The 17393-nt window shown below is 72.2% G+C and carries 15 protein-coding genes and 1 pseudogene; 10 read left to right on the forward strand and 6 right to left on the reverse strand.

The genetic code is table 11. The features are described from left to right. Positions 1-192: 192 nt before the first annotated feature. On the reverse strand, positions 193-1413 hold the full coding sequence (locus ACZ4IF_RS17715) for an MFS transporter (RefSeq protein ID WP_467563866.1): 1221 nt from the start codon (positions 1411-1413) through the stop codon (positions 193-195). Between the two features lie 67 nt (positions 1414-1480). Here ACZ4IF_RS17715 and ACZ4IF_RS17720 point away from each other — a divergent pair. The 4 genes and pseudogenes from ACZ4IF_RS17720 to ACZ4IF_RS17735 form a co-directional block, all read left to right on the forward strand. Next, positions 1481-2452 (forward strand): annotated as a pseudogene (locus tag ACZ4IF_RS17720) (ArsR/SmtB family transcription factor); the annotation flags it as partial. Positions 2453-2798: 346 nt separating this feature from the next. After that, positions 2799-3311: a helix-turn-helix domain-containing protein gene (locus ACZ4IF_RS17725; RefSeq protein ID WP_467563868.1), complete on the forward strand. Its 513-nt coding sequence runs from the start codon at positions 2799-2801 to the stop codon at positions 3309-3311. Positions 3312-3417: 106 nt separating this feature from the next. After that, positions 3418-4011 carry a hypothetical protein gene (locus tag ACZ4IF_RS17730; RefSeq protein ID WP_359488737.1) on the forward strand — a complete coding sequence of 198 codons (594 nt, stop codon included), beginning with the start codon at positions 3418-3420 and terminating at the stop codon, positions 4009-4011. Positions 4012-4174: 163 nt separating this feature from the next. Beyond that, complete coding sequence (locus ACZ4IF_RS17735; protein ID WP_373557557.1) at positions 4175-4501, forward strand: DUF2516 family protein; 327 nt, start codon at positions 4175-4177, stop codon at positions 4499-4501. Between the two features lie 121 nt (positions 4502-4622). Here the strand turns inward: ACZ4IF_RS17735 and ACZ4IF_RS17740 are convergent, their stop codons facing one another. The 3 genes from ACZ4IF_RS17740 to ACZ4IF_RS17750 form a co-directional block, all read right to left on the reverse strand. Continuing rightward, positions 4623-5951, reverse strand: a complete 1329-nt coding sequence (locus ACZ4IF_RS17740; RefSeq protein ID WP_467563871.1) for a PP2C family protein-serine/threonine phosphatase — start codon at positions 5949-5951, stop codon at positions 4623-4625. Between the two features lie 279 nt (positions 5952-6230). Beyond that, positions 6231-7316 (reverse strand): C40 family peptidase, encoded by a 1086-nt coding sequence (locus ACZ4IF_RS17745; protein ID WP_467563873.1) that lies wholly within the window; start codon positions 7314-7316, stop codon positions 6231-6233. A gap of 251 nt (positions 7317-7567) precedes the next feature. Continuing rightward, positions 7568-8407 carry a class I SAM-dependent methyltransferase gene (locus ACZ4IF_RS17750; RefSeq protein WP_467563875.1) on the reverse strand — a complete coding sequence of 280 codons (840 nt, stop codon included), beginning with the start codon at positions 8405-8407 and terminating at the stop codon, positions 7568-7570. A gap of 317 nt (positions 8408-8724) precedes the next feature. Between ACZ4IF_RS17750 and mshA the strand changes: the two genes are divergently transcribed. From mshA to ACZ4IF_RS17765, 3 genes are all read left to right on the forward strand, one after another. Further along, complete coding sequence (gene mshA, locus ACZ4IF_RS17755) at positions 8725-10062, forward strand: D-inositol-3-phosphate glycosyltransferase (protein WP_467563877.1); 1338 nt, start codon at positions 8725-8727, stop codon at positions 10060-10062. Positions 10063-10237: 175 nt separating this feature from the next. Then, positions 10238-10738 (forward strand): type III secretion system chaperone family protein, encoded by a 501-nt coding sequence (locus ACZ4IF_RS17760; RefSeq protein ID WP_467563879.1) that lies wholly within the window; start codon positions 10238-10240, stop codon positions 10736-10738. Between the two features lie 126 nt (positions 10739-10864). Next, on the forward strand, positions 10865-12646 hold the full coding sequence (locus tag ACZ4IF_RS17765; protein WP_467563881.1) for a glycosyl hydrolase family 28-related protein: 1782 nt from the start codon (positions 10865-10867) through the stop codon (positions 12644-12646). Here the strand turns inward: ACZ4IF_RS17765 and ACZ4IF_RS17770 are convergent. Continuing rightward, the gene (locus tag ACZ4IF_RS17770) at positions 12643-13464 is read right to left on the reverse strand and encodes a helix-turn-helix transcriptional regulator (RefSeq protein ID WP_467563883.1); all 822 of its coding nucleotides are present in this window, start codon (positions 13462-13464) and stop codon (positions 12643-12645) included. The two genes, ACZ4IF_RS17765 and ACZ4IF_RS17770, sit on opposite strands and share 4 nt — an antisense overlap. Before the next feature lie 49 nt (positions 13465-13513). Between ACZ4IF_RS17770 and ACZ4IF_RS17775 the strand changes: the two genes are divergently transcribed. After that, positions 13514-13963: a DUF2000 family protein gene (locus ACZ4IF_RS17775; RefSeq protein ID WP_467563885.1), complete on the forward strand. Its 450-nt coding sequence runs from the start codon at positions 13514-13516 to the stop codon at positions 13961-13963. 159 nt (positions 13964-14122) lie between these two features. On the opposite strand, the gene ACZ4IF_RS17780 is transcribed toward ACZ4IF_RS17775, so the two are convergent. Continuing rightward, the gene (locus ACZ4IF_RS17780) at positions 14123-15403 is read right to left on the reverse strand and encodes an MDR family MFS transporter (RefSeq protein WP_467563887.1); all 1281 of its coding nucleotides are present in this window, start codon (positions 15401-15403) and stop codon (positions 14123-14125) included. Positions 15404-15586: 183 nt separating this feature from the next. Between ACZ4IF_RS17780 and ACZ4IF_RS17785 the strand changes: the two genes are divergently transcribed. Continuing rightward, entirely contained in the window at positions 15587-16348 is a 762-nt protein-coding gene (locus tag ACZ4IF_RS17785) for a phosphoglyceromutase (RefSeq protein WP_359488719.1), read from the forward strand. 331 nt (positions 16349-16679) lie between these two features. Further along, positions 16680-17216 (forward strand): DinB family protein, encoded by a 537-nt coding sequence (locus tag ACZ4IF_RS17790; protein WP_467563889.1) that lies wholly within the window; start codon positions 16680-16682, stop codon positions 17214-17216. Positions 17217-17393: the final 177 nt, after the last annotated feature.

A 17393-nucleotide genomic window follows, 5' to 3' on the forward strand; every position in this document is an offset into this window, starting at 1 on the left:
GGCATCGAATGGTGCCAGGTGGCGCCGGACGGCACCGGATGGCGTCGAGCGACACCGCGTGGTGCCACCCGATGTCATGCTGTGCCGCCCGACGCCAGTGGTGCCACTCAGTGCCATGTGGTGCCATGTGGTGCCGCCGCCCTCACTCCTGCGGACCGGGCGCGCCCTGCCCCGTGGTCACCCCGAAACCCCCTAGTCCGTGGCGGCCGGCTCCGACGGGATGCCCCGACGGGTACCGGGGACGGCCGGCTGTCGTTCCTCGTGCCGGCCCAGTGCCGCGAGGGTCAGGGTCACGGTGACCGATCCGGCCGCCATCAGCGTCATCGCCGTGGCCGGAGAGGTCAGTTGGGCCAGCGTGCCCGCGAGGACGGCGCCGACGCCCTGGAGGGCGGCCATGCCGGTGGCGTGCAGGCCGAGAGCCTGGCCCGCGAGGTCGTCGGGGGTGAGGGACATCAGGCGTTCCTGCAGGACCAGGCTCGCGGCGAAGCCGACGGAGGCGACGGTGCAGGCCACGGCCGACAGCGCCACTCCCGGCCGCAGGACGAAGAAGAGGTAGGGGGCCGCGAGCAGCAGGCGCAGCGGGGTCGCGAGCCGGGGGCGCACCGCGGACGGGACCAGGCGGCCCACCGCCATGTCGCCCACGAACATGCCCAGCGCCCCGCACGCGTACAGCGTGCCGGCGGCCGAGGGCGCGTAGGAGACGTAGAGCGAATCGCTGCCGACCACCAGGCCGTTGGGGACCCACAGGCCCAGGTACGTGAGACGGCGGGGGCGCGCGGACCACAGGAGGGCGTTGGTGCGCCAGGTCGCCGACAGGGACGGGCGGCCGGAGACCCGCGGCGGGCGGGCGGTGAGGCCCAGGCGGGTGACGACGGCCGACGCCAGATACAGCGCCGCCGCGAGGAGCAGACAGGTCCGTGGGGACAGGAGCGCCAGCAGTGCGCCGCCCGTCGCGAAACCGGCCACCTGCGTCAGGCCCCAGAGCATGTTGAAGACCGAACGGCCCAGGACGAAGCCGTCCTTGGGCAGGATCTCGTTCAGCAGTCCTCCGCGGACACCGCCGCCCAGCGACGCGACCAGGCCCTGCAGGAGTACGACGGCGAAGACCGCCCCGACCGACAGGCCGGGCAGCGCCAGCACCGCCGTGCCGGCCGCGAAGGCGAGGGCGAGGCCGGACAGGATCGCGCGCGGGGGCAGGCGGTCGGCGCCCGAGAGCAGGAGCGTGCCCCCCACGAGCTGCGCCAGCTGCGGGCCGAACATGCTCACCGCCGACAGGAGCGGGGAGCCGGTGGCCCGGAAGACCAGCGTGCCGAGGGCCAGCGCGCCGACCGTCTGGGCCGCGGCGAAAGCGGTGAAGGAGAGCAGGAACGGTCTGAACTCCGGTACGCGGAACAGGGTTCGGTAGCTGCGCATGCGACAGAGTCTCGGAGCGGCCCGGGGCCTTGTTCACTGTTTCGCCGAGATGCGAAAGGTTGTGGGCATGGGCCTGTGGCAGATCGACACCGACACCCTCGCCGGCAGCCGGTTCGTGCTCTCGCCGTTCGCCGAGACCTTCGCGAGCCTGAAGCTGCTGCACGCGGAGACGGGTGCCCATCCGGGCGAGGCGGCCTGGCTGCGCGCGCATCTGCCCGGCTACCGCGCGCGCCTCGCGGCCGACCCGGTGGCCGCGCCGCTCGTGCGGGCGGCGCTCGGCACCTCCTGGATCGCCGACTTCTTCTGCCCCACCTCGTGCGAGGGGGAGAGCTTCGAGGAGACCGTGACCCGGGTGCGGGCGGCCGGGGCCGGGGACGCGCGGGCCGACCTCCGCGTGTCCCTCCGGGGACCGCTCCCCGCCGACCTGGAGCGGGACGACCTGCCCGAACGCGCGGCGGCGCTCCTGACGTACGTCTGGACGGAGACCGTGCGGCCGTACTGGGAGCGTCGGCGGCGGGTGCTGGAGGCCGACGTGGTCGCGCGGACCGCACGCGTGAGCCGGGGCGGATGGGCCGCCGTGCTGAACTCGCTCCGGCCGGGGACCCGCTGGCTCGGGGAGAGCCGGTTCCAGGTCAATGTGAACGCGTATCCGCCGCGGGAGATCGCCGCCGGGGCCGAGCTGCTGTTCATGCCGGTGACCCCGAGGACCGGGTGGGTGTCGTGGGAGGGGCGCGAGCGCTACGCCGTCGTCTACCCGTGCCTCGGCGTGCTCGCCGAGGACCACGACCGGCGGCCCGTGCCGGCCGGGCTCGGGGCGCTCATCGGATCCGCGCGCGCCGGACTGCTGGTGCTGCTCGGCACCCCCATGAGCACGACCCAGCTGGTCGCCGTGACAGGGCAGGCGCTGGGGTCGGTGGGACGGCATCTGCGGGTGCTGCGGAACGCGGGGCTGGTGGAGCGCCGACGGGCCGGGCGGTCGGTGCTGTACGCGCGGACGGTGGCCGGGGAGGTCCTCGTGGAGGCGTCGGGGGCCGACAGGGGTGACCCGGAGCCGGAAGCGGGGTTCCGTCAGCCGGGCCGGGCCGGACCGGCGCGGGAGCAGGAACCTGGGATCCGCCCGCCGGTACGGCGGAAGGTCCCGGGAGCCGGGGATGCGTCGGCCCGCCGGGTACGGGCAGGAGGGGGCTCGGGCGCGAGCCGACGATGCCGGTGATCGCTTCGCGCCCGGCCCGGCCGCATGGTTGCCCGGCCGCCGGCCGCCTGTCTGCTCAGCCGTACGGCCTCACACCCGTATCGCTGTGTGACGAGGCGGTCGCCGCGTGGCGTGGCGCACTTTTGCAAGCGGGTGCTTGCAATTGTTAGCGGGAGTGCGGCAAAGTGGAGACATGGCATCGCTCAACGTCGGCAATCTTGGTGAGTATCTGCGGGAACAGCGGCGCAACGCGCAGCTGTCGCTGCGGCAGCTCGCCGACGCCGCCGGAGTGTCCAATCCGTACCTGAGCCAGATCGAGCGCGGGCTGCGCAAGCCCAGCGCGGAGGTGTTGCAGCAGGTCGCCAAGGCCCTGCGGATCTCCGCCGAGACGCTCTACGTGCGGGCCGGCATCCTCGACGCCGAGCGCGACCGGGACGAGGTGGAGACGCGCGCCGTCATCCTCGCCGATCCCACGCTGAACGAGCGGCAGAAGCAGGTGCTGCTCCAGATCTACGAGTCCTTCCGCAAGGAGAACGGATTCGAGATCGCCCGGCCGGACGAGGACGCGCGGAGCCCCGAGGTGCCCGATGCCGATCTGCACGACGGCACCGGCATACCCGCAGCCCAGGACAGACCGGACAGCGCAGCCCGCGGCCCCCGCACGGCCGACGGCAGCGGTGCCGATCCGCAGCAGACCGCCAGTTGATCCGCAGATGAGCAGGACGAGCACCGCCGGAACGACCGTACGCAGGCCGGTCTTGCCGCGGACCACCAAAACCCTCAGCCGAACGCCACACGGGAGGACCATCGCCATGGCCATCACCGACGACATCCGCAAGGCCGCCACCGACCCGACCCCGCTCTACTTCCTCGCCGGCACCGCCGACCTGGCCGTGGAGCAGGCCCGGAAGGTCCCCGGCATCGTGGAGCAGATCCGTGCCGAGGCCCCGGCACGCATCGAGACCGTCCGCAACATCGATCCGAACGCCGTCCAGGAGAAGGCCGCCGCCCGCGCCAAGGAGGCGCAGGAGACGATCCAGACCCGGGTCACGGAGTTCATCAGCACCCTCGACACCGACCTGAAGAAGCTCGGTGAGTCCGCCCAGGACCTCGCCCTGCGCGGTGTCGGCGTCGCCGCCGAGTACGCCGTCAAGGCCCGGGAGACCTACGAGAAGGTCGCCGAGCGCGGCGAGCAGACCGTGAGGACCTGGCGCGGTGAGGTCGCCGACGAGATCGAGGACCTCGCGGTGGCCGTCGAGCCGAAGGCCGAGCCGGTCGAGGTCAAGGACGAGGGCCGGCCCGTCACGGCCGTGGCCGAGCCCGCCCCGGCCAAGAAGCCCGCGGCGAAGAAGGCCCCGGCGGCCCGCAAGGCCACGGCGAAGAAGACCACCCCGCCCGCGAAGTAGACGGAACCCGCCGCCCGGCGGGCAGCAGCGCACGACGTGCCGGCCCGTTCGGGCCGGCACGTCGCGATGTGGGCACGGGCCGGGCACTCCCGGAGTTCCCGGCCCGTTCTCCGGGTACGGTGGCCGTAGAGACGACTCGACCCGGGCGGTGGGCATAGTGCTGATGACGGCATTCGGCGGCTTCATGTGGCTGATCTTCACTGCCATGCTGGTGCTCGCCGTGGTGGCGCTGGTGATGGCCGCGGTCGCCCGCGAGGACGCGTACCGCGCCGCCGACAAGCAGAACAAGATGTTCTGGCTGATCATCCTCGGCGTCACGGTCGCCGTGAACCTTCTGGTGCCGATGCTGTTCCTGCAGATCGCGGGTCTGATCGCCACCATCGTCTTCTTCGTGGACGTCCGCCCCGCCCTCCGTCAGGTATCCGGCGGCGGCCGCCGCGGCGGAAGCAGCAGCGACGGGCCCTACGGCCCGTACAACGGCGGCCGGTGACGCTGCCGACCGGATGAGCGGCGGCCGGTGACCCGGCCGCAGCCGTATCCCCGCGCCCCCGCACGCCACAGGTGTGCGTGCCGCGGACCCGGTGGCCCGGGCACGATCCGACAGGCGGGCCTCAGGGCGTCCTGTCCAGCAGCAGCACCGCCACGTCGTCCGTCAGCTCACCGCCGTTGAGTTCGCGCACCTCGCTCACCGCGGCGCGCAGCAGTTCCTCTCCCTGGAGCCCCTGGGCCAGCTGACGGCGGACCATGTCCACCATGCCGTCCTGGCCGAGCCGGTCCTTGCCCTCACCGATGTGGCCCTCGATCAGGCCGTCGGTGTACAGCATCAGGCTCCACGCGGCGCCCAGCTCCACCTGCATGCGCGGCCAGCGCGCGTGCGGGAGCAGGCCGAGCGCGGGGCCGTTGTTCTCGTACGGCAGCAACTCGGCCTGGCGGCCGGGGCGGGCGATCAGCGGGGACGGGTGACCGGCCAGGCAGAGCCCGGCGCGGCGGCCGTCCGGAGCGATGTCCACGGTGCAGAGCGTCGCGAAGATCTCGTCGCTCTCGCGCTCGTGCTCCAGGACCTGCTGCAGCGTCGAGAGGAGCTCGTCGCCGCACAGGCCCGCGAAGGTCAGGGCGCGCCAGGCGATGCGCAGCTCCACGCCGAGCGCCGCCTCGTCGGGCCCGTGCCCGCAGACGTCGCCGATCATCGCGTGCACGGTGCCGTCGGCGGTGCGCACGGTGTCGTAGAAGTCGCCGCCGAGAAGGGCGCGGGAGCGGCCCGGACGGTAGCGCGCGGCGAAACGCAGCGGGGAGCCGTCCAGCAGCGGGGTCGGCAGCAGGCCGCGCTCCAGGCGCGCGTTCTCCTGGGCGCGGAGCTTGGACTCGGTGAGCCGGCGCTCGGCACGCTCGGAACGCTTGCGCTCCACCGCGTACCGGATGGCGCGGCTCAGCAGCCGCCCGTCGAGTTCCTCGCGCAGGAGGTAGTCCTGGGCACCCACCCGCACCGCCTCGGCGCCGCGCTCGGCGTCGCCGGACGCGGTGAGCGCGAGGACGGCATGCCGGGGGGCGAGCTGAAGGACGTGCTTGAGCACGGTCAGCTCGTCGTCGCCCCCCGCCGCCCGGCCCGGCGCGGGCAGCGCGAGGTCGAGCAGGATGCAGTGGACGTCGTCGGTGAGCAGCCGCTCGGCCTCGGTGAGGTTGCGGGCGGTACGGACGCGGATCGGCTTGCCGGCCGCGTCGAGCATTTCGGGCACGCTGAGGGAACCGGCCGGGTCGTCCTCGATGACCAGCAGGGTCAGATTGGTGGTGCTGTCGACCGGAGCGGTGGCGCGAGGCGCCGGGACTGACCCGGAGGGGCCGCCGGTCGCATGTCCGGATGGGCCGCCGGGTGAGAACACGGCTTGAGCCTGACCACTCTCCACGGCCGGGATCGCTCTCTGCCGCGGTACGGGTACGGGCATCGTGTGGGTTCCTTCCCTCCCCCCGAGGGCGTGGTGGGGCAAGGGACCTCGACCCACCGACGGGGACCATAGCGTCAGCCGGTGCCGCAGCGGAATGGCGTACGGCACGGCGTCGGGCAAACAGCCAGCGTCATATGCCGCATCCCGTAACGCATTTGGACAGGACGCGGCCTCACCGGGGATGACGAAGGTCACGTCCCCGGGGTTGACTCCCGAGGGCAACCGTGCGGTGGGTCACGTGGGACAGGTCACGCGGCTCCCCGGGGTGGGGTGTCCGGGTCACGCGTCGGGCCGGACCACCCCGAGGATCGGCATCGAACCCGCTCCGGTGATCGTCACCGTCCGGCCGGGCCGGGGGGCGTGCACGATCGCGCCGTCTCCTATGTACATCCCGACGTGGCTCGCGTCGTCGAAGTAGATGATCAGGTCGCCGGGGCGCATGTCCTTGATGTCGACGCGGTGCAGCTGCTTCCACTGCTCCTGCGAGGTGCGTGGGATGGGGTGCCCGGCGGACGCCCAGGCCTGGGAGGTGAGCCCCGAGCAGTCGTAGGACTTCGGGCCCTCGGCGCCCCACTCGTAGGGCTTGCCGATCTGGCCGGTCGCGTACTTCACGGCCTTCTTGCCCTGCGCGGACGCCTCGCTGTTGATCTCGGCGAGGACGCCGGAGCTCAGCCAGGCCGTCTGCGCCTGGTAGGCGGCCTCTTCCTCCAGCTTCGCCAGCCGCTCCTTCTCCTCCTTCTCCAGCTGGGACTCCAGCTTCTCGGCGTCGGAGATGCGCTGCTTGATCTTCTTCTTGGCCGCGGCCTTGGCCTTGCGGTTGGCCTCCAGCTTCTGCCACTGCGCGGAGGCGTCCTTCGCGTACTGCTCCAAGTCCTGCTGGGTGCGCGTCAGCTCGCCCAGCAGCCCCTTGGTCGCGTGCTGGCCCTGCCGCACGCGTCCCGCGCCGTCCAGGAACTCCTGCGGGTCGTCGCTCAGCCACAGTCGTGCCTCGGGGGGCAGCCCTCCGCCGCGGTACTGCGCCCGCGCCGCGGCGCCCGCCCGGTCCTTCAGTTCGTCCAGTTTCGCCTGGCCCTTGACGATCTCCCGGGCCAGGTCGACGAGTTCGGCGGACTGCTTCTTCGCCTTCTCCTCGGCCGCGTTGTAGGCATCCGTGGCGAGCGCCGCGTCGTGGTAGAGCTTGTCCAGCTTCGCGCGGACCGCTTCGAGGTCCTTGTCGGCCGCGGGCGTGGGGGTCGCGGTGGGTGTCCGGGTCGGTGTCGGTGTCGGACTCGCGTACGCCACGCCCGGTGTTGCCAGCACCGCGCAGGCACATGCGCAGGCCAGGGCCATGGCCGCCGTGGTCAGGCTCCGCTTGCCGGATCCCATGTACCCGCCCCCAAACTGATTTACCGTCAGTAACTTACGGATGCATCGGGGATCGTGCCATGTCGGAGCGCAATGCGACAGAGGCGGGCAAGAACTCCCTTCCCCCGCAGCCGCTTCCGCAAGACGATCTCCCCGCCGGTGTGACGAATCAGTCACCGAATTCGTTCCGCTCGCGCCGTGATGCCGGAGCGCGGCAGGTCATGACCCCTGGCGGCCGTCGGGCAGGGCTCCGGGGCCGAGGTGTCCCGGTGTCAGAACCGGGCGCGGAAAGACACCTGGGCCGTGCCCGGCGCCAACGCCTCCCAGCGCACGGTGACTTCGCCCTGCCGCCAGCGCGTCACGCCGTCGGTCACCGGCCAGTCGGCCTTCAGGTCGCGGACCGTGCGTATCCAGCGCTGCCGCGCGCCGTACGAGGCGTAGGGTGCGGCGGCCGCCCAGGCGCGGTCGAAGTCGCGCAGGAAGGAGTGGACGGGCTCGCCCGGGACATTGCGGTGGATCAGGGCCTTCGGCAGGCGCTCGGCCAGGTCGGACGGCCGGTCCAGGGAGCCGAGCCGGCAGGCGAAGGTGACGGTGCGGGGGCCTTCCGGGCCGAGGGCGACCCAGACGTGCCGGCGGCCGATCTCGTCGCAGGTGCCCTCGACGAGCAGGCCGCCCCGGCCGGCGGGTCCGGGCGGCGCGAGGCGGGCGCACAGGCGCCGCCAGACCTCGGCGACCTGCTCCTCGTCGTACTGGCGCAGCACGTTGGCCGCGCGGATGAGGGCCGGGCTGCCGGGCACGGGCACCTCGAAGCCGCCGTGCCGGAAGGTGAGGCCCTCGCGCTCGTACGGACGGGCGGCCGCGACGCGGGCCGGTTCGATCTCCACGCCCACCACGCGGGTGCGCGGTGCCGTGGTGCGCAGACGGGTCAGGAGCTCGACTGCCGTCCAGGGCGCCGCGCCGTATCCGAGGTCGACGGCCACCGGGTCGGCGGACCTGCGCAGTTCGGCGCCGTGGACGGCCGCGATCCAGCGGTCCATGCGACGCAGGCGGTTGGGGTTGGTCGTCCCGCGCGTCACCGTACCCACGGGGCGGGACGCGGCGCGGGTTGTCATGCGTACGAGAGTAGGCGCGTCCGGCGGGGGCCGGGCACGCCTGTGGACAACCTCCCGGCCCCTTGCCCACACCTGTGGAAAACATCCCGGCCCGCCGCCCCGGGGCGGTCCCCGGAGGATGCCCGCTCCGGGGACCGCCCCGGAGCCCGTACGCCACCGGGGCGCGGCGGTGTACGCATCCCGCTATCGAACGGTTGAGCGAGAAGGGGTAATGATTCGGCAAAGAGGAAATGGAGCAGGCCGCTCCGGCGTTTGGCCTCTTCGGAGGGCGTGCCGCGTCCTCCGACCGGCATGCCCGCAGCAAGGAGGAACGCCACGTGAGCCAGTACGTCGGCAGGCTCGGGCGTCGCTCCCCGACGGCGTCCGCACGGCTCAGGCTGCACCGCAGGCCCCGTCGCGTCGCGATGCTCTCCGTGCACACCTCGCCGCTGCACCAGCCCGGCACGGGCGACGCGGGCGGCATGAACGTGTACATCGTGGAGCTCGCGCAGCGCCTCGCCGCGATCAACATCGAGGTCGAGATCTTCACGCGCGCCACCACCGGCGCCCTGCCGCCGGCCGTCGAGCTGGCCCCCGGCGTCCTCGTCCGGCACGTCGACGCGGGCCCCTACGAGGGCCTCGCCAAGGAAGACCTGCCCGCCCAGCTGTGCGCCTTCACGCACGGCGTGATGCAGGCCTGGGCCGGCCACCGTCCCGGCTACTACGACCTGGTCCACTCGCACTACTGGCTCTCCGGCCACGTCGGCTGGCTCGCCGCCGAGCGCTGGGGCGCGCCCCTGGTGCACGCGATGCACACCATGGCGAAGGTCAAGAACGCCGCGCTGGCCGAGGGCGACACCCCCGAGCCGGCCGCCCGTGTCATCGGCGAGACCCAGATCGTGCGCGCCGCCGACCGTCTCATCGCGAACACCGCGGAGGAGGCGGACGAGCTCGTCCGCCACTACGACGCCGAACCCGGAAGGGTCGCCGTCGTCCACCCCGGCGTCAACCTCGACCGCTTCCGTCCCGCCGACGGCCGCGCCGCCGCCCGGGCCCGCCTCGGGCTCCCGCAGGACGCGCTGATCCCCCTGTTCGCGGGTCGCATACAGCCTCTGAAGGCCCCCGACGTGCTGCTGCGCGCGGTCGCCGTCCTGCTCGACGAGCGTCCGGAACTGCGCGGCAGGATCGTCGTCCCCGTGGTCGGCGGCCCCAGCGGCAGCGGTCTCGCCAAGCCCGAGGGGCTGCAGAAGCTCGCCGCGCGGCTGGGCATCGCCGACGTCGTGCGCTTCCGTCCGCCCGTCGGCCAGGAGCAGTTGGCGGACTGGTTCCGGGCGGCGTCGGTGCTGGTCATGCCCTCGTACAGCGAGTCCTTCGGCCTGGTGGCCATCGAGGCGCAGGCGGCCGGCACGCCGGTGCTCGCGGCGTCGGTCGGCGGACTGCCCGTCGCCGTGTGCGACCAGAAGACCGGCTTCCTCGTGCAGGGCCATGACCCCGCCGCCTACGCGCGCGTGCTGCGCCGTTTCGCGGACGACCGGGAGCTCACGGACCGGATGGGCGCCGCCGCCGCGCGTCACGCGGAGTGCTTCGGCTGGGACGCCGCGGCCGGTGCCACGGCGGACGTGTACACGGCCGCGGCGCAGGCCCACCGGCGCCGGGTGCGTGCGCGCACCGGCTGACACCCGGCCACGACGATGGCGGGTGCGCGCCTGCCGAGGGCGACCCCGGTCCGGGCGGTACTCGTCCGCGGCGGTACGGGGTGCGTGCCCGCCCCGGCCGACACCGGCCCGCGGCGGCGCCTGCCGCGGTCGCACCGGCCTCCGGGCCGTGCCCGCTCTGACGTACGCTCCCTGCATGGCGGACGTACAGCAGGCGGCACAGGTCATCGAGGGGGTCTTCAAGGACGCCGAGCTCGAGTGGGAGAGCCCCGAGCCCGGCACCTACGTGGTCAAGCTCCCCGGCACCCGGAAGCTGTCCACGACCGTCTCGCTGATCGTCGGCAGGCACTCGCTGTCGCTGAACGCGTTCGTGATCCGCCACCCCGACGAGAACGCGGAAGCGGTCCACCGCTGGCTGCTGGAGCGCAACCTGAAGCTCTACGGGGTCGGTTACGCGGTCGACCCGCTCGGAGACGTCTACCTGGTCGGCAAGCTGCCGCTGGCCGCGGTCACCCCGCAGGAGGTCGACCGGCTGCTCGGCTCCGTCCTGGAGGCCGCCGACGGCGCCTTCAACACCCTTCTGGAGCTCGGTTTCGCGACCGCGATCCGCAGGGAGTACGCCTGGCGGGTGTCCCGCGGTGAGTCGACCCGCAATCTGGACGCGTTCAGTCATCTGACCCAGCGTCCCGCCAACTGACCGACGCCACTCGGCAATTAGGGGTCGCGCACCCTCTTCCCCGCCCGGAGTCCTCGTGGCATGCTCACCGCCGACGCAGATCTGAACGTCGTTCACATCCATGGAAGCAATGGAGGGCGGACGGGCATGAGCAACGGGAGCTTCGGGAGCAACGGGAACGGCGAGAACGGCGAGAACGGCGGAAACGCAGCGCTCGACCCCGGCGAGGGGAACAGCGGGCGCGGCACCGTCACCAGACGGCGCCTGCTCGCCGGCGCCACCGCCGTGGCGGCCGTCGCCGTGACCGGCACGGCGGGGACGGCCGCCGCGTCCCCCGCACGGCAGGGCCACACCCCCGCCGCAGGACAAGGCCAAGTCCCCTCCCTCTGGCACGAGTTCACCCGTACGCCGTTCACCCACCCGCAGATCCCGTACGTCGGCCGGTCCGGCCGCGGCGGTGGGGCGGCGCGCTTGCCCCGCCACCGCGTCGTCGCCGACATCCGCGACCACGGCGACGTGACGGACGACGGCAGCACCGACTGCGCCCCAGCGATCAACCGTGCCATCGCCGCTGCCGGGAGGGCCGGCGGTGGCACGGTTCTCGTCCCGCCCGGCACCTTCCGCATCGACGACCTGGTTCGCCTCGGGCACTCGAACGTCGTCCTGCGAGGTGCCGGCAGCGACCGTACGAAGCTGTACGCGACCCGGAACCTCACCGAGCTGATCGGCGCCTACGGCTCCCGCTACGGCGGCGACAAATCGTCCTGGTCCTGGGCGGGCGGCCTCATCTGGCTCGCCCCGACCGCCCGTTGGGAGTCGCTGGTCGCCGCGATCAGGGCGAAGGCCTGGCCCTTCGAGGGCTGGACCGGCAACGGGCGCGACGAGTGGGAGACCCTCACGACGGTCGAACCCGCCCGCCAGGGCTCCTGGACCGTGACGGTCGCCGACGCGTCCCGGCTGCGGCCCGGCGGGCTCGTCCTGCTCCGCCTCGCCGACGACGCCGGCCACACACTCCTGGAGCACATGTCGGGCGGCGGCCCCGGCCCCGAGGCCTACTACTGGGACGACAAGACGAAACTCACCTCGTACGTCCCTTACGAGTGGCCCGTGCGCATCACACACGTCCGCGGCCGCAAGGTCACCCTGGAGCGCCCCCTCCCGCTCGACGTCCGGCCCGAATGGGACCCCCGCCTGACCACGCACGTGCCGGAACTGACCGGCTCGGGGGTCGAGGGACTCACCCTGGAGGCCGTCGAGACCCCGCAGTTCCCGCACCTGCTCGACAAGGGGTACAACGGCGTCGTCTTCCAGTGCGCCTACGACTGCTGGGCCGACGACGTCGTCGTGCGCCACGTGGACAACGGCTTCGGCCTCGTCGCCGCCTCCGCCTGCACCCTGCGCCGCACCAGGGTCGCCGGCCGCGGATCGCACCACCCGTACTTCTGCCGCGAGGGCTCGCACGACAACCTCGTCGAGGACTTCACCGTCGAGCAGCGCACGGTGCCCGCGCCCGCCGGGACCCAGCTCCACGGCATCAACGTCGAAGGCCTGTCCTCGTACAACGTCTGGTCGCGCGGGGACATGCAGATGGGCACCTTCGACAGCCACCGCGGACTGCCGTTCGCGAACGTCCGCACCGACATCACGGTGAACAACAACGGCCGCCACGGCGGCGACGCCTCCGCCGGACCGCTGTTCGGCGCGCGCTTCACCCACTGGAACATCCGCGTGACCAACGGCCGTGCCGGCCTCATGAGGATCGACGGTCTCGCGCCCCGCAGCGCCACCGTCGGGGTCAACGAGGTCAGCGAGTTCGACCAGATCGACGTACCGGACTTCACCGGGGACCTGCACTCCCGTCTGGAGCTGTACGGGACCACGGACGTGGTGCGCCCGCGCAATCTGTACGAGGCCCAGCGCGACCTCTAGATCGGCCCTCCGGCCGGCCTGCCGAGGCCGGTGCGCGCGTACCGGCCGGGCGTCACCCCCACCAACCGCTTGAAATGGCGGTCGAGATGGGACTGGTCGTAGAAGCCGGTCGCGGCGGCGACGTCGCCCGGCGCCCCGCCGTCGAGCAGCAGACGGCGGGCGCGGTCGACGCGGCGGGACATCAGGTACTGGTGCGGAGCGATGCCGTACGCCTCGCTGAACGCCCGCACCAGATGGGCGGGATGGGCGTGCACCAGCCCGGCCGCCTCGTCGAGGGTGAGGCCCGCGACGAGGCGCTCGTCGAGAAGTTCGCGCAGCCGGCGGGCGAGCGGGCGGTCGGGGCGCGCCGGCGCGCCGGCCGCCCGGGGGCGCAGCCGGCCGCGCAGCCGCTCCGCGACCAGCGTCAGCCTGCTCTCCGCCTCCAGCTCGTCCCCGGGGTGCGCGAGCGCGGTGTGCATCTGCCCGACGCGGCGTCGCAGCACCGGATCGACGAGGTCCGGCCCGTCCATCGCGGGCCCGATCCAGCTCTCGTCGAGCATGCTCAGGTCGAGGTAGAGGACGCGCTTGCGGAAGCCGTGCTCGGTGACCGGCGAACCGTTGTGGGGGACGTACGGCGGGAGCAGCGAGACCGTGTCGTGCGGGGTGCCGTGCTCGTGCCGGTCGAGGTCGTACCGCACCGCCCCGTCGTCGACGATCAGCAGCGTCCACGCCTCGTGCACGTGCATCGGGTACGCGTACTCGGTGTAGTGGGCGTGGAAGACCTCCACGACACCCGGGACTCCCGGACGCCACGCCGTGATCTCCCGAAGCGGGCCCATGCAAAGAACGTACAAGACGACGCGGTACGGCGGTCGGCAGTCTCGACGTATGAGCAGCAGCAGCACCGGCAGCCCGGACATCGAACCCATCCGCTTCGACACCAAGATCGCCGTCCTGTTGCGGGACGACCTGGAGCCCTGGCAGCGGCTCAATGTGACCGCGTTCCTCGTCAGCGGCCTCGGCAGCGCCGTCCCCGAGGTGATCGGCGAGCCGTACGAGGACGCCGACGGGACCGCCTACCTCCCCATGTTCCGGCAGCCCGTCCTCGTCTTCGAGGGGTCCAAGGAGACGCTGACCGCCGCCCACGGCCGTGCGCTGTCCCGGCAGCTGCCGCGGGCCGTCTTCACCTCCGACCTGTTCGCCACCGGCAACGACCGGGACAACCGGGCGGCCGTGCGGGCCGTGCCGGCGGCGGACCTGGACCTCGTGGGGATGGCCGTGTACGGGCCGCGGAACGGGGTGGACAAGGTGATGAAGGGCGCGCGGATGCACCACTGAACGGGGGTGGGCCGGACGTGCACGCCGGAAACCCCGGCGCCGACAGGGTGTCCCGGCGCCGACCGCACGGGGTCGTCCCCGCCCGGCCCACATCGCACCGTCGTCCCTGTGCCTGTCCCTGTCCCTGTGTCCCGTCGTCCCCGCGTCCGGGTCCCGGCGTCAGGCGGCTCCGACCTCCGTCGCCGGGGAGACCGGCGGCGCGGCGGAGGACGCGACCGGCGTCTCCGCGAGGGAGGACTCCTCCGCGGGCAGGTTCCGCATCAGCATCGCGTACCCCAGCCCCGCCGCCGTGCCGACCACGGCGCACAGCCCCCACAGCCACTCCGCGCCGAACCGGTCGATGACCACGCCGGACATCAGCGGAGCGACGAGCGCGGCGAGCGACCAGGACAGGGTGTACATGCCCTGGTAGCGGCCACGGCCGTGCACCGGGGAGAGGCGGACGACCAGCCCCGTCTGGGTGGGCGCGTTGACGATCTCCGCGAGCGTCCACACGCACACCGTCAGGGCGAAGACCCCGACCGAGCCGGCGAAGGCGGTGAGGCCGAAGCCGTACCCGGCGAGCAGCGACGAGACCACGAGCAGCCGCTTCGGATTTCGGTGCTCGATGAAACGGGTGACCGGGATCTGGAGGGCGACGATGAGGACGCCGTTGACGGCGACCGCCATGCCGTAGTCGGCCGGGGTGAAGCCCGCCGCGCCCATCGCGACCGGAAGCCCCACGGACCCCTGCTGGAAGACGAGGGCGACGAGGAAGGACAGCCCGACGACGCTCATGAACCGTCCGTCGCGCAGCACGGTCCCGAGACCGGCCGCCGGTTCCGCCGCGGCCTTGTCGGTGAGGGTCGGCCGGGACTCCGGCAGCTTCACGAAGACGACGACGGCGCAGACCAGCGTCATCCCTGCCTCGATCAGGAAGCCCGCGAGGTAGCTGAACTCGGCGATGAATCCGGCCGCCATGGAGGAGACGGCGAACCCCAGGTTGATCGCCCAGTAGTTGAGGGAGAACGCGCGCACGCGGTCCTCCGGGCGGACGATGTCGGCCATCATCGCCTGCACGGCGGGCCGGGAGGCGTTCGAGGCCATGCCCACCAGGAAGGCGACCGCGGCGATCGCCACGGGATCGTGCACGAAGCCGAGCAGTGCGACCGCGAAGGCCGTCGACAGCTGGGAGATCAGCAGGGTGGGCCGGCGGCCCAGGCGGTCGGTCATCACACCGCCGCCGAGCGAGGAGACGACGCCGCCCAGGCCGTGCAGGGACGCCACCAGACCCGCGTACGACGCGGAGTACCCGCGGTCCAGGGTGAGGTACAGCGCCATGAAGGTGGCGACGAAGGCGCCGAGCCGGTTCACGAGGGTGCTGGTCCACAGCCACCAGAACTCGCGGGGGAGCCCCGAGACGGTCTCTCGGGCGGCGCGTCTCAGCGAGACGAGTGACATGCGGGACCCCCCGGTCGGGCAGGTGAGTAAGCGGCTCAAGCGGTGAGCACAACTTACGAAACGGGGGAGGCGGAAGGCCACTCGATTAACAGATGCCGTCAACCGACCGGCGACGACGGGCCGCACTGTCCGCCTGCCGGGCGAGGGCGCGAGCGATCAGCGGGTTCGATTACGCTCGGGGCCATGGCCGACGCACCGTACAAGCTGATCCTCCTCCGCCACGGCGAGAGCGAATGGAACGCGAAGAACCTGTTCACCGGTTGGGTGGACGTCAACCTCAACGAGAAGGGCGAGAAGGAGGCAGTCCGCGGCGGTGAGCTGCTCAAGGACGCCGGCCTGCTGCCCGACGTGGTCCACACGTCGCTCCAGAAGCGCGCGATCCGCACGGCGCAGCTCGCGCTGGAGGCCGCCGACCGGCACTGGATCCCGGTCCACCGCTCCTGGCGCCTGAACGAGCGGCACTACGGCGCCCTCCAGGGCAAGGACAAGGCGCAGACGCTCGCCGAGTTCGGCGAGGAGCAGTTCATGCTCTGGCGCCGCTCGTACGACACCCCGCCCCCGCCGCTCGCGCGTGACGCCGAGTACTCCCAGTTCGACGACGCGCGCTACGCGACGCTCCCGCCGGAGCTGCGCCCGCAGACGGAGTGCCTGAAGGACGTCGTCGTCCGCATGCTCCCGTACTGGTTCGACGGCATCGTCCCGGACCTCCTCACCGGCCGCACGGTCCTGGTCGCCGCCCACGGCAACAGCCTGCGCGCTCTCGTCAAGCACCTCGACGGCATCTCCGACGCCGACATCGCGGGCCTGAACATCCCGACCGGCATCCCCCTCGCCTACGAGCTGGACGCCGACTTCAAGCCGGTCAAGCCCGGCGGCACCTACCTCGACCCGGACGCCGCCGCGGCCGCCATCGAGGCGGTCAAGAACCAGGGCAAGAAGAAGTAAGTTCGACGCTTCAGGCCTCCTACCAGGGATTTTCCCGTTGGTAGGAGGCCTGAAGCCGATTCTGGGCTGTTTCCGGGCCGTGGCGCCTGTGCTGTGACCGCACAGGTTCGCCGGGTCGCGTTCAGGCCGCCCGTGACTCGCGGCGCTACCTGGCCACTCGCAGCCGTGGATGGCCACTCCCGGTGCGGCATCGAGCGATGAGTTCCGATGCTAAAAGAGGTCTTCATGGGCGGACGTGCTCGCGAGGTGCCGGTAGAGGCGCCGCCCAGTCCGCGGATCGTGGGCACGTACGGACTCGACCAAGCCTGATGACCGGTAAGGAGACTCCAGCGTGAGCGACATTGTGGTCCAGAAGATCGTCCGGCCTGAGCGCGCGATATCGGGTCCGTGGCTGGAGGTGATCGCCTCGAATCTCGATCACCACCGAGCGACCTTCTTGTGGAAGTGCGAGGGACTCTCGGATGCACAACTGCGGCTACGTTCTGTGCGGTCGTCGGCGTTGACCCTGCTGGGGCTCATGCGCCATCTGCAGGGGGTTGAGCGTGCCTGGTTCCAGCGGACGTTGGCCGGCACGACGCCTCGCTTCTTCCCCTATCGGACCTACGTCACCGCCGACGGCGGCGAGTGGTACGACGAGTCGGACGCTACGCCGGCCAGGGACGTCTACGAGGACTACCTGAAGGCGTGCGAGGAGTCGCGGGAGGTATTCGCGAAGGTGACCGTCGACCTCGCACGCATCACGCCGAACCCGGAATTCGGTGACGCCGATGTGCGGTTCGTCCTTGAGCATGTGATCGAGGAGTACGCCCGCCACGTCGGCCATGCGGATCTTCTCCGCGAGGCCATCGATGGCGTCACTGGCGAGTAGCCGACCGCTGCGCCCCACGAAGCATGCCTCAGCTCGGCATGCGACGCACCGCTACCGTACTGGCCGGCCACGGCTGAGCAGGATGGCCGACCACCCGTGGGTGCATGCTCGTCACCAGGGGTTCTGCGACCGCCCCTGGCCACATGTCGCCGGCGGTCACACCGCCGTGGCGAGGCG

Source organism: Streptomyces sp. NPDC025784, from assembly GCF_055558435.1.

What these genes read in the sequence shown, in the direction of transcription:
- ACZ4IF_RS17715 (WP_467563866.1), bottom strand. Translation starts at nt 1,413, where the DNA reads ATGCGCAGCTACCGAACCCTGTTCCGCGTACCGGAGTTCAGACCGTTC.
- ACZ4IF_RS17725 (WP_467563868.1), top strand. Translation starts at nt 2,799, where the DNA reads ATGGCATCGCTCAACGTCGGCAATCTTGGTGAGTATCTGCGGGAACAG.
- ACZ4IF_RS17730 (WP_359488737.1), top strand. Translation starts at nt 3,418, where the DNA reads ATGGCCATCACCGACGACATCCGCAAGGCCGCCACCGACCCGACCCCG.
- ACZ4IF_RS17735 (WP_373557557.1), top strand. Translation starts at nt 4,175, where the DNA reads ATGACGGCATTCGGCGGCTTCATGTGGCTGATCTTCACTGCCATGCTG.
- ACZ4IF_RS17740 (WP_467563871.1), bottom strand. Translation starts at nt 5,951, where the DNA reads ATGCCCGTACCCGTACCGCGGCAGAGAGCGATCCCGGCCGTGGAGAGT.
- ACZ4IF_RS17745 (WP_467563873.1), bottom strand. Translation starts at nt 7,316, where the DNA reads ATGGGATCCGGCAAGCGGAGCCTGACCACGGCGGCCATGGCCCTGGCC.
- ACZ4IF_RS17750 (WP_467563875.1), bottom strand. Translation starts at nt 8,407, where the DNA reads ATGACAACCCGCGCCGCGTCCCGCCCCGTGGGTACGGTGACGCGCGGG.
- ACZ4IF_RS17760 (WP_467563879.1), top strand. Translation starts at nt 10,238, where the DNA reads ATGGCGGACGTACAGCAGGCGGCACAGGTCATCGAGGGGGTCTTCAAG.
- ACZ4IF_RS17765 (WP_467563881.1), top strand. Translation starts at nt 10,865, where the DNA reads ATGAGCAACGGGAGCTTCGGGAGCAACGGGAACGGCGAGAACGGCGAG.
- ACZ4IF_RS17770 (WP_467563883.1), bottom strand. Translation starts at nt 13,464, where the DNA reads ATGGGCCCGCTTCGGGAGATCACGGCGTGGCGTCCGGGAGTCCCGGGT.
- ACZ4IF_RS17775 (WP_467563885.1), top strand. Translation starts at nt 13,514, where the DNA reads ATGAGCAGCAGCAGCACCGGCAGCCCGGACATCGAACCCATCCGCTTC.
- ACZ4IF_RS17780 (WP_467563887.1), bottom strand. Translation starts at nt 15,403, where the DNA reads ATGTCACTCGTCTCGCTGAGACGCGCCGCCCGAGAGACCGTCTCGGGG.
- ACZ4IF_RS17785 (WP_359488719.1), top strand. Translation starts at nt 15,587, where the DNA reads ATGGCCGACGCACCGTACAAGCTGATCCTCCTCCGCCACGGCGAGAGC.